Here is a 10,672-nt window from a genome sequence, read left to right on the forward strand (position 1 = left end):
TGAAGACCCTCAAACGCGCCATGTACGGCCGAGCCGGTCCAGAATTGTTGCGGGCGAGAATGCTACCGTTCCACCACACAGATTGAGGCAGAGCCCAATTAAGGACTACGCGACATCGGGCCTCGACACTTGGGACAACCGCGCGATCGACGCGGCCACCGCGACCTCTGACTTCTCCTTCCGGGATATCCGCCGCCGCCCATATGCGATCTATCTTGTGGTCGAATCCGAGATGATCCGCCCGCTTGCCCCGCTGATCCGTCTCTTTTTCTCGGACCTGATCGCTTCGCTGCAAGCACAGGAACCTGGCGATGACGAACCTTGGCCGGTCATGATCATGCTCGACGAGTTCGACCGGCTCGGGAAGATGCCGATCGTCGCCGAGAGCATCAAGACGCTGCGCTCGTTCGGCGGCAACCTCGCGATCGTGACCCAGACCATCCCCGCGCTCGATGAGATCTATGGCGAAAACACCCGCCGGTCGCTGCAGGGTGGCGCCGGCGTGAAGCTCTACCTCACCCCATCCGAGCAGAAGACAATCGAGGAGTTGAGCCAGGCCGTCGGCAAGACCACCAAGCGCGTGGTGACCCGGTCACGCGCGGTCGGGCGCAATCCATTCGAGGGGCGCAGCGTTTCGGAGAGGACAGAAGATACCCCGCTTCTGACCGAGGATGAGGCCCGACGCATGGACCTCGACGAGGTCATCCTTGTGATCGACGCGCGAATGCCGATCCGGGCTAGAAGGGTGAAGTATTTCGAGGACCCGGCTCTGAAGGTGCTGCATGCGGGTCAGGCGGGAAGCTTCCCATATCCGGACGAGGACGGCCTTCGGCAGGACCGACAGATGTCCGAGACTCGCGAGACGGTCGAGAAGCTGAAGCAAGAGCTGCAGGAAGTGCGGGCGGCCGCAGGCGCAAATGGTTCTGGGGTAGCGACCTCACCGGCAACGGCGGAGATGCCCGCATCGAATACGCAGAGTTCCACGCCTTCGCGACCAAATCGTGCGCGGGGTCCAGCAGCTCGCGCGGGAGCTAGTGGAGGTGGGCCAGTGCCGTTGTCGTTTGATCCGGTGGTGCTGGGGCTCAAGGAGCGGGATAGGGTTGCGCTTGCCGCGGCAGTTCAGACGACGAAGGCGATTATTGCGGAGCATTCATAAAAACTGGAACTGTCTACGTCTTCTTGTGGAACTGGAAGGCTATCGGGCAGCGACAAGCGGACGGGAATGAAATCCCGGCTCAGCCTCCGGTGGCGCGCATCCACACCACGCGACGGGCCTCGACCGGGGTGCCGTGGACGATCGAGTCGATCTCCATGATGCCATAAAGCGTCGACCAGTCCATCGCCATCATGCGGTAGGTGAAGTTCATCTGGACGCCGTCGACGACTGCAGTGGTGGTTCCGATCAGCCTTGGCAGGTCGAGTTGCGAGCAACCCGCCGTCAACGCGACCTCATCGGGGCTCAACAACGGCTCGGGGATCGAGGGGTTGTCGGTGTCGACAGTCCATCGGGGCTCCTCCGCAAGCCTCAGGACCAGCGGCGCCTGCTGCTCGGGATGGGTCGCCTGAAGCGTGTCGCCCAATTGCCAGATGGTGATGGTCTCGACCTCGCCATCGCCGGGAAATGGCAGGATCATGCCGCCCATCGCGGCATAGCCCGCCTGATGCTCGATCAGCCAGTCGCCGGTGAAAATCTCCTGGATGCGCGGCCAGTCTTCCTGACCGGAGGTTCCGCAGAGCGGTTGCTCTTCGGCGGCTGCAGGTGAGGCTAGCAAGGCCACGACGAATACTGCACCAGCCCTCATGTGATATCCTTTCATATTCGACGCCCTTTTGCCTTCACCGGCAGCCAGCGGTGGTCAGCCGGAACGCGCCTGTATCCGACAGCTCCGCCCGTCCTTCGGCCATCAGCGCCTCGCCGATCTCGCGGAACTCTTCGTCGGCCAGTCCCAATCCGTCGAGTATCTCGTTGATGTTCGAGCGGTCCACGGTGCAGCCGGCGGCCTCAATCGTGGCGACGGTGCGTTCGGTGGGAGTTGCTCCGGCTATGGTGCAGCCGGGGGTCGTCAACCGAAAGACTCCCATTTGGGACACATCGGCCAGACCGTCGGCTACAAGTCCCTCCCCGATTACGCGGAATTCCGCGTCGCTCAACCCGAGGCCGTCCAGAACATCGTTGACGTTGGAGCCGTCGACGACACAGCCGGCTGCCTCGATCGCGGCGACGGTGCGTTCCCTCGCCGTTTCGGCGAGAGCGGGGGGTGCAATGCACGCAACGAAAAAGGCAAGTGGAATCAATTTTGTTCTCATTCTGGATGTCTCCTCGGTGTCATCGGGTTTCAGCCGGTTTCAGCGCGCCGATCATGGATCGCTCCACGTCATCGGCATCGACAGGATCAGGGCCATCAGATCGGCCTGGCGGCGGGTACCGGTCTTGTCGAAGACGTTGCGCAGGTGAAAGGCGACGGTGTTGGGCGAGACGCCCAACCGTGCAGCGACCTGATCGCGCCGCAGCCCTTCGGCGACAAGGCGGGCGACGTTTGCCTCGGTCGGCGTCAGATCGAACAGCTGCCGCAGCACCGCAGGGTCGAGCGCTTCTTGGCGGTCGGGATCGCTGAGCGTGAGCATTGCGACGGCGTCCCGCGTCGGGCCCGCACCAAACGGACGGCCCAGCACCATCACGCGGCGCGCATGATCCTCCAGCCACAAGGCAGCGCCGCCTTCGCTGCCTGACAGGATCCGCGCGATCAGCGCGGTCAACCTGCGGCCGCCCTCGCCCGTCCCGGCCACACGCGGCTCAAGTGTGATGCCGGCAACCCGTGCCAGGTCCCGTGCCGCGCGATTGGCATGTCGCACGCTGCCTTCCGCGTCCAGCAGCACGACCCCGACCGTCAGGCGGTCCAACGCGTCTGTTTCCGCCTCACGCCCGCCCGCAGACCGTAGGCGGGCCACCTGGTCGAGACGGGCCGCGATCATCGCCCGCAAAAGATCGTAGTCAATTGGCTTGGTGAGATAATCGTCGGCCCCCGCCCTGCGGCCCTCGATCATCTGCTCGCGCGACGAAAGGGCGGTCAGGAACACGAAGGGGATACCATTCAGCTCGGGCCGGGCGGACCGTAAATGGGCCAACAAGGCGCGGCCGTTCATTCCTGGCATGACAATATCGCAAAGGATGAGATCGGGGCGCCGGTCGTCGAGCCGTTCGAGAGCGTCGCGGGCATCAGCCGCCTGGATGACCTCATAGCCCGCCTCGCCCAGTTCGGCGGCGATATCGTCTCGCAGCGAAGGCTCGTCTTCGATGCACAGGATCAGGGGGGCGCTCATGCCGTCACCGCGCCAGGAAGGGTCAGCCGCGCGACCAGCCCGCCGCCGGCGCGCGGGGCAAGGGTCACGTCGCCGCCCTGGAGCCGCGCGAGATGGCGGGCGAGTGGCAGCCCCAGACCCGAACCTGGCAGATCGCGATGACGTGCCCCGCGCGCGAAGTCCTCGAAGGCGCCAGCCAGTTCTTCCGGCGTCATCCCCGGGCCTCTGTCACTGATGTCGCAGATGGCCATTTCGCCGCCAAGCATTGGCCTGACGTCGATCTCGCTGTCGGGCGAAGAGTAGAGCAAGGCGTTTCGCAGCAGGTTTGCGAGAATCTCGCCAGTGAGGACCGGGTCGCAGATTGCGGGGACCTGCCGGTTGCCGCTGCCGAGGATCACCCGGTCGATGTCCAGCGGTCTGACCGAGCCGTGTAGGTCTTCGATGGCGGCAGCCGCGATCCTGTCCAGGTCATGGCACGCCAGTTCTGGTGCGACAGTACCCCGATCGACCCGCGCCATGAGAAGTGCGGTGTCGGTCAGCCGGACAAGGCGCGCCACCGCCTCGCGGGAGACCTCCGCCTTGGCGCGAATGATCTCGGGCGACGGCGGCTTACCCGGCCGCGACAGCCGATGCATCGCGCTGTCGATCACGGCGAGCGGCGTGCGTACCTGATGCGCGATCAGGTCGCTGAAGCGCCGGTAGCCTTCGGAGGTCTGCCTTTCCTGGTTGAGATCACGCTCCAGTCGCTCGGCGCGCAGCCGGTCCATCTTGGACCGGATCAGCCGTCTTTCGCGATCGATGAGGAGTGCCGCCAGCACTGCTCCAGAAATCAAGGCTCCCAAGATGGTTCCGAGCGCCAGCAGGTGCAATCGGCCCAAACTGTCCAGGCGTTCGGACTGGAGCTGCCACTCGCGCGACATCACCCGGCTTGCCTTGCCCCGCAAGGCCGTCGACAGTGCCGCCACATGCGCTGCCAGCGCCGCGCGGTCGCCGCCCTCGGCCGGATCGAGGGCCAGCAACCCGTCGCGCCAACCCATCAGGCCCTCGGCCAGTCCCGCCTCGCTGAGGAACCGCCATTGTGGTCCGTCGCGCAGGAGGTTCAGCCGCGACACCAGAAGATCGAAGCGAAGCTGGACCTCGGTTGGTTCTGCGTCGTTCGACAGAGCCGCGGCAAGGTTCAGCGCCTCGATCTGGGTCTGCCCGAAAATCCAGGTCATGTTCTCGGTTGCGGAGATCTGCATCTGCCGCTCGATCCGGACGATGTTGACCGCAGAGATCAGAAGAAGCCCGATGCAGCCAACGATCAGCGCGGCAAGACCGCCATAGCGCAGCGGACCCGAGAAGCGCGTCATTGCACATGCAGTGCGACGAGTTGCCAAACCCATCTCATGTCATAGCGGATGTCGGCCAACACCCCGTGATCGTCGCGTGGATAGACGATCCAGATCGGCCCCTTGTCGCGCGGTGTCAGGGCGGTCCCGTCCATGTAGAGCGCCGCGATCACGTCAAATTTGTGGAAGTCGCCGACAGGAATGTCGATGACGTAGTCGTTCAGCGCACGCGCGGTCACCATCTCGCCCCGCGCTTCGGCCAGCGCCAGGATGTCACGCATCAGGACCCCTCTGAAGAGCGGTCGTCCGTCGGTGACGGTCGTCGAGGTCGCGATCTCGTGCCACTCCAACGCATCCAGATCGGAGCGCGATATCTCCACCTGCCCGCCATCCACCGCACCCGTCAGCGTCAACAGCGGGCTTTCCGCAATCGCTTTCGGCGCGGCAAGAGCGATCATCGCCAGCACGAGAAGGCATGAATAGAGGCGATGCGTAAACGTCATGAGAATCGCGTGAATAATGAGGCCTGGATGGATGCTAGCACATATTTTTTCCCCGGCACCCCATTCAAACGGACGGGGCGCGAAGCTGCGCGAGTGCATATCCTGCGGCTCAACAAGGAGAACGTTACATGTTCATAAACGCTTCCATGCGCCGCGCGATCGGAATTTGCGCTCTCTCCTGCCTTCTGGCGACCACCGCCACTGCCGAGGAGCCGGGCGGCCAGGTCATCGGCAGTTTCGGGGAGCAGCCGCTGGAACTGTCGATCTCGTCCGATCTTTCGGCAGCGAGGATCATCGGCACTTACGCCGACGCATCTTTTGCCGCCGCACAGACAGAGGGCGATCAGGGGCCGTTCATGCTGACGCTGGCGTTCAATGGCGAATTGCCCGCGCCGCAGGAGGTGACGCTCGACATCGTCTTCGCGCGTGACATGGGGCGCAACTGGCGGGGCGATCAGGACAGCCTGACGCTGGACCTGGCGGATTTTTCTGCGGCGGATGGGATCGTGAGCCTCACTGGCACCGTGACCGGCGATATCAGCGGCGGCCCAGACGCGCAAACGCGCCCCGTGACCTTCAGCTTCGACACACGGCTGGAGCAGGTGAACTGACATGCGCGCGAATGCCGTTGCGATGATCATGCTTGCCGCCCCCGTGGCCCCCGTGGCAGCAGCCCCCGCGGGTGGCGTCTATGACGGGTTCGACTGCGCCGCGCCGATCAGCGACCAGCGCGTGACGTTGAAGGGCGACCGGATCGTCTATTTTGAATCGAGCTGCCGCCTGACCGACCCGCAAACCGTCGAAGGCTGGGAAAACGCCACGCTTTACTGGGCCGACTGCCGGGGCGAGGGACAGGAGTGGCGCGAACGCACCCTGCTGATGACGCGCATGGGCGGCGATCTGATCGTGATCGGCAACGGCTGGGCGGAACGCTATGCGCCCTGCCCGAACCTGCGGCCGAGGCTCGACTGATGCGGAACGCAATCTTCACCGCCGCCCTCTGCGCTGCCACTCCGCTGGCGGCTGATCCTGTCACCGTGATCGTCTTCGACGCCTCGGGCTCGATGTGGAACCGGCTCGAAGGCGATCTGAGCCGGATCGAAGTGGCGCGCGATGTCATGGGAAACTACTTCGTCGACCGCGATCCCGACGCGCCCTATGCGATCGTGGCCTATGGTCACAACCGGCGTGGCGATTGCGGAGATATCGAGGTGGTCACGCCGATGGGCCGCCATATCGGCGCGGGCCAGGCCAACCGGATTGTCGGGCTGATCCCCCAGGGCATGACGCCGCTCACCGATGCGCTGCGGGTGGCGCGTGACCAGATCCCCGACACCGCCGAGGCCGCCGATATCGTGCTGATCACCGACGGGCTGGAGACTTGCGGCGGCGATCCCTGCGCGCTGGCCACCCAATTCGCAAGCGAGGGCATCGCTCTGCGCGCGCATGTCGTGGGGTTCGGCATGGCGCCGGGCGAGGTTGGCGCCCTGTCCTGCCTGCCCGAACGAACAGGCGGACTGTTGCTTGAAGCCGCGACCGGGGCTGAACTGGCCGCTGCACTTGCGCAGGTGACGTCCGCCGAACCCGTCGCGGTCACGGTAGTAATGTCGCTTCATGCTGTCTCTGCCGAAACCGGAGCGCCGCTGGGCGCAGCCGACTGGCAGATCGCGGACGAGACTGGCGCGGTCGTCGCGGAAGGCGAAAAGAGCGATCCTTTCGACATCGTCCTGCCCCCGGGGGAATACAGCGTCGCTGCAACCGCACCCGGCTACACCGGCAAGATGGCCCTGACCGTCCGGCCTGACATAGTTCAGCGCGTGGCCGTACCCTTGACCGAGGATCGCCCCGAGGCATCGCTCGAGGCCCCCGAAACCGCCCCGGCTGGCGGTGCGCTCGAAATCGGCTGGTCCGGCCCCGATGCCGAGGGCGACCGGATCACGCTGGTCAGCCCCGGTGCAGCGGCGGGAGAAACATTCGCGGTGACGCTGACCCGGAACGGCAACCCCGTGACGCTGCGCCTGCCCGACGAGACCGGCCCCTACGAACTGCGTTACGAACAGAACCGGCCACAGCGCATCCTCGCCACTCGCCCGATCACCCTGACTGCGACCGAGGCCAGCATCTCGCCGCCGGACACAGCCCCCCCCGGCGAAAGGTTCGAGGTCGCCTGGACCGGGCCCGCCGGCCCGAAGGACGAGATCGTGCTGGCGGAAACCGGCTCGCCCGACGATGCCCGTATCAGGGCAACCCTGACGCGATGGGGATCTCCTGCAAAGCTCAAGGCGCCCGACGCCGCCGGCACCTATGAACTGCGCTACCGGGTCGGCGCCTCCGGCCGCATCATCGCACGCGCGCCCGTCACCGTAGGAGCAACCGAATGATCCGCACCGTCCTTTTCGCGCTGCTCATCCTCACTGCCAGCCCGGCTGTCTCCCAACAAAACGGCGCCATCCCAAACGAGATCTGCTCTGAAGCACCGCGGGGCGCGGACAAGCTCGATCTGCGGCGCATCGGACCGTTGCTGGAAGGCAGTTGGACCGAAACTGCCGTGGGCATCGGAGCCACAATGGGCGTTCACAGGAACGCTCTCGAGATCGTCTACGACCGGATGCGCAACAGGCTCTACATCGCCGCTGACGGGATGCAGACCGAACTCGTCCCGGTACGGGGTGGCAACAGGGAGTTGCGCTATGATTTCGTCAAGGGCGCGCCGATGGACCCCAGCATGTTCGCGATCAAGCCGGACGTGGCCGAATGGGCCTTCGTGCTTGGCTGCGACATCGGCCTTGCGCCGCAATTTTCCTGGCACATCGGCAGCGGCGCGCGGCGTGCAGACGGCGTCATCAGCTTCTTTTCCGAAACCGAGGCGATGGGGACGAAATGGAATTCGGGCAGAGGCGCCCGCGAAGTCAGCCTGAGCCGGAGGTGATCTTGTTGAGACAGCTTTTCCTTGGATTTTGCGTCGCCGCCACGCCGGCGTTCGCACTCGACCCGGTCGGTACCGTGACGGCCTATCTGGATGGCGCCGACCTGACGTGGGAGGTGCTGCGGATGGAGGACGGTGCCACCATGGCACAGGTCAGCGATATCGGTCCGCTGACCATGATCGACATCAACGCCATGGGGGACGGGGATTTTCACATCAACCTGATTTTCGAAGGGAAGCCTTCGGTAGACACGGCACCGGCGGGCATTACCATCGACATCCGTCCCGACGGTGCGACCGGACCGGCCTGGCAAAGCGAAGGGGCGTCGTACCCGCCCAAGCTCATGCTCGAACGGCTCGAGCTCGATGGTGCTGGCCGGATGAAAGCCAAATTCGTCGCCTCCCTCTGCCGCAGCGATGCGCCGACAACATGCAATTTCGTGGAGGGCTGGATCGACACAGACCTAGGGATGCCTTGAACCTGCCGGATTTGCTCGTGATGGCTGCTTCATGCTCTTCTTGGCTGTCGAGAACGGGAGAGCCTCGGCCATGATGGCGCGGCTGAACACCCCCGAGCGGTTCGAGATCGAACTTGCCATTCCCCGTTTCATTCTGTGGTTCGTGATGCTGCCGGTGGTTCCGGTCACAATTTTCGGGCTGGCACATCTTCTGGGCGGCGAGGTGATGACCGGGCTGATCCTGCTGGTGGGCCTCAACGGCGCATTTTACCTTGGCCACGCCTCCCTGTCCGAGCGCACGGTTCTGACGCTCGACAAGCCGAGCGGGCTGGTGACGGTCAGACGCGACTCGCGGTTTCGCGCGCGATCGGACACCTATCCTCTGGATGCGCTGGACAGCGCCGAACTCGAGCGCACTCATACCTCCGCCGAGGAGCGGGCGACCTCGAAGGTCATGCTTGTGTTCCGCAACACACGTCCGGCGACACGGATTGCGCTGTCGGGCTGGGGCGTATCCGGCGATGGACCGGGCAGGATCGCCAACGAGATCAACGACTGGCTGGGGCGACACGTGTTTTCCCAAGACGACCAATGATCGGCAACGGAGCCACTTGATGCAAATCAGCCCCCTTTTCATCGGCACAGCCCTCGCGGCCGGCCTTTTCGCCACCTTCGGTCGGGCCCAAAGTTCGGGCGAGATAACCGTGATGATCTCGGGCGCGGAACGGACCATCCCCGTCTGGGCCTGACCTGCCACGGGATTTTTCCTCCAGCATCGATTAGAGTCTGACCCAAACTGAGGACAGACAATGAAGCGCACACGATTTACGGACGAACAGATCATCGGCATTTTGACTGAGCATGAGGCCGGCGCAAAATGTGCCGACCTTTGCCGCAAGCACGGCATGGCCGAAGGCACTTTTTACAACTGGAAGGCCAAATTCGGCGGGATGACAGTGTCCGAAGCCAAGCGGCTGAAGACACTCGAAGACGAGAATGCCAAGCTGAAGAAGTTGCTGGCTGAACAGATGCTAGATCTGGCAGCGATGCGCGAGTTGGTTTCAAAAAAGTGGTGACGCCCGCTGGGAAGCGCGAGGCTGTCGCGCAGCTGAGAAGCCAGTTCGGGTTCTCGGAGCGGCGGGCGTGTCGGATTGCAGGCGCGGATCGTAAGATGGTCCGGTATGTTGCGCAGCGTGCGCCGGATACGGCCTTGCGTGGTCGGTTGCGAGAACTGGCAAACGAACGGAGGCGGTTTGGCTATCGCCGCCTGTTCGTATTGTTGCGCCGTGAAGGAGAGCCATCGGGCATCAACCGGATTTATCGGCTCTACCGCGAAGAGGGGTTAACGGTCCGTAAACGCAAAGCCCGCCGCAAAGCGATTGGGACGCGGGCACCGATCCTGGTCGAAGCGCGGCCAAACGCACGCTGGTCATTGGATTTCGTTCATGACCAGTTCGCCAATGGCCAACGGTTTCGCGTGCTGAATGTCGTTGATGATGTGACGCGGGAATGCCTGGCTGCAATACCTGACACCTCGATCTCGGGGCGTCGCGTGGCGCGCGAACTGACAGCCCTTATCGAACGGCGGGGAAAGCCCGGGATGATTGTCAGCGACAATGGGACCGAACTAACTTCTAATGCTATCCTACGGTGGTGCTCCGAGAACCACATCGAATGGCACTATATCGCGCCGGGAAAGCCAATGCAGAATGGATTTGTGGAAAGCTTTAATGGCCGCATGCGAGACGAGCTATTGAACGAGACGATGTCCCGCAATCTGGCACACACCCGCACGGTGATCGCTGCATGGGCCGCCGATTACAATACGGAGCGCCCACATTCCGCGTTGGATTACCGCACGCCTGCGGAATATGCCCGAACTCTAAACCACGCAATCGCCCGCCCCGCTGCGCGAGATGAAAGCTCCGCGCGACGGGCGATTGCTCAACCCGCGCCAATCGGCGTAAACACCCTTCAGGCTCATATCGCCGCTGGATGAATGTTCAGTGGCAGGTCACCACTGATCGACCAGCCCTGTGAGCCCCGTCTCACCTTTAGCGGCTCTGCCTCAATCTGTGTGGTGGAACGGTAGCATTCTCGCCCGCAACAATTCTGGACCGGCTCGGCCGTACATGGCGCGTTTGAGGGTCTTCA

At 63.8% G+C, this 10,672-nt stretch carries 13 protein-coding genes and 1 pseudogene; 9 read left to right on the forward strand and 5 right to left on the reverse strand.

The genetic code is table 11. The features are described 5' to 3' along the window. Positions 1-112: 112 nt before the first annotated feature. A pseudogene (locus MUY21_RS15775) lies at positions 113-1,156 on the forward strand (type IV secretory system conjugative DNA transfer family protein); the annotation flags it as partial. 79 nt (positions 1,157-1,235) lie between these two features. Here MUY21_RS15775 and MUY21_RS15780 read toward each other — a convergent pair. The 5 genes from MUY21_RS15780 to MUY21_RS15800 are packed head-to-tail and all read right to left on the reverse strand — an operon-like array spanning position 1,236 to position 5,134. After that, positions 1,236-1,802 carry a hypothetical protein gene (locus tag MUY21_RS15780; protein ID WP_248411238.1) on the reverse strand — a complete coding sequence of 189 codons (567 nt, stop codon included), beginning with the start codon at positions 1,800-1,802 and terminating at the stop codon, positions 1,236-1,238. A gap of 34 nt (positions 1,803-1,836) precedes the next feature. Beyond that, positions 1,837-2,307: a hypothetical protein gene (locus MUY21_RS15785; protein ID WP_248411239.1), complete on the reverse strand. Its 471-nt coding sequence runs from the start codon at positions 2,305-2,307 to the stop codon at positions 1,837-1,839. Between the two features lie 51 nt (positions 2,308-2,358). After that, a complete protein-coding gene (locus tag MUY21_RS15790) occupies positions 2,359-3,321 on the reverse strand; it encodes a response regulator (protein WP_248411240.1) in 963 nt (320 codons plus the stop codon). Further along, positions 3,318-4,652 (reverse strand): HAMP domain-containing sensor histidine kinase, encoded by a 1,335-nt coding sequence (locus MUY21_RS15795; RefSeq protein WP_248411241.1) that lies wholly within the window; start codon positions 4,650-4,652, stop codon positions 3,318-3,320. The genes MUY21_RS15790 and MUY21_RS15795 overlap by 4 nt, the downstream gene beginning before the upstream one ends. Next, positions 4,649-5,134 (reverse strand): hypothetical protein, encoded by a 486-nt coding sequence (locus MUY21_RS15800; protein ID WP_248411242.1) that lies wholly within the window; start codon positions 5,132-5,134, stop codon positions 4,649-4,651. Before MUY21_RS15800 ends, MUY21_RS15795 begins: the two co-directional genes overlap by 4 nt. A 128-nt stretch (positions 5,135-5,262) precedes the next feature. Here MUY21_RS15800 and MUY21_RS15805 point away from each other — a divergent pair, with 128 nt between their 5' ends. The 8 genes from MUY21_RS15805 (at position 5,263) to MUY21_RS15835 (ending at position 10,517) form a co-directional block, all read left to right on the forward strand. Then, positions 5,263-5,745 carry a hypothetical protein gene (locus MUY21_RS15805; RefSeq protein ID WP_248411243.1) on the forward strand — a complete coding sequence of 161 codons (483 nt, stop codon included), beginning with the start codon at positions 5,263-5,265 and terminating at the stop codon, positions 5,743-5,745. A 1-nt stretch (position 5,746) separates the two neighbouring features. After that, positions 5,747-6,106 carry a hypothetical protein gene (locus MUY21_RS15810; protein WP_248411244.1) on the forward strand — a complete coding sequence of 120 codons (360 nt, stop codon included), beginning with the start codon at positions 5,747-5,749 and terminating at the stop codon, positions 6,104-6,106. Beyond that, positions 6,106-7,515 (forward strand): VWA domain-containing protein, encoded by a 1,410-nt coding sequence (locus MUY21_RS15815; protein ID WP_248411245.1) that lies wholly within the window; start codon positions 6,106-6,108, stop codon positions 7,513-7,515. The genes MUY21_RS15810 and MUY21_RS15815 overlap by 1 nt, the downstream gene beginning before the upstream one ends. Continuing rightward, a complete protein-coding gene (locus MUY21_RS15820; protein WP_248411246.1) occupies positions 7,512-8,063 on the forward strand; it encodes a hypothetical protein in 552 nt (183 codons plus the stop codon). The genes MUY21_RS15815 and MUY21_RS15820 overlap by 4 nt, the downstream gene beginning before the upstream one ends. 5 nt (positions 8,064-8,068) lie before the next feature. Beyond that, a complete protein-coding gene (locus MUY21_RS15825) occupies positions 8,069-8,539 on the forward strand; it encodes a hypothetical protein (RefSeq protein WP_248411247.1) in 471 nt (156 codons plus the stop codon). A 31-nt stretch (positions 8,540-8,570) separates the two neighbouring features. Continuing rightward, positions 8,571-9,113, forward strand: a complete 543-nt coding sequence (locus MUY21_RS15830; protein WP_248411248.1) for a hypothetical protein — start codon at positions 8,571-8,573, stop codon at positions 9,111-9,113. Positions 9,114-9,132: 19 nt separating this feature from the next. Then, a complete protein-coding gene (locus tag MUY21_RS16115) occupies positions 9,133-9,267 on the forward strand; it encodes a hypothetical protein (protein ID WP_282569085.1) in 135 nt (44 codons plus the stop codon). A gap of 60 nt (positions 9,268-9,327) precedes the next feature. Next, positions 9,328-10,517 (forward strand): IS3 family transposase gene (locus MUY21_RS15835; protein WP_248411249.1). Its coding sequence is split into 2 segments (ribosomal slippage): positions 9,328-9,580 and positions 9,580-10,517, totalling 1,191 coding nucleotides; the frame shifts between segments, so codons are not numbered across the junction. Positions 10,518-10,672 lie beyond the last annotated feature (155 nt).

Source organism: Aliiroseovarius sp. S2029, assembly GCF_023195575.1.
In the GTDB taxonomy this organism is placed as follows: Bacteria; Pseudomonadota; Alphaproteobacteria; order Rhodobacterales; family Rhodobacteraceae; genus Aliiroseovarius; species Aliiroseovarius zhejiangensis.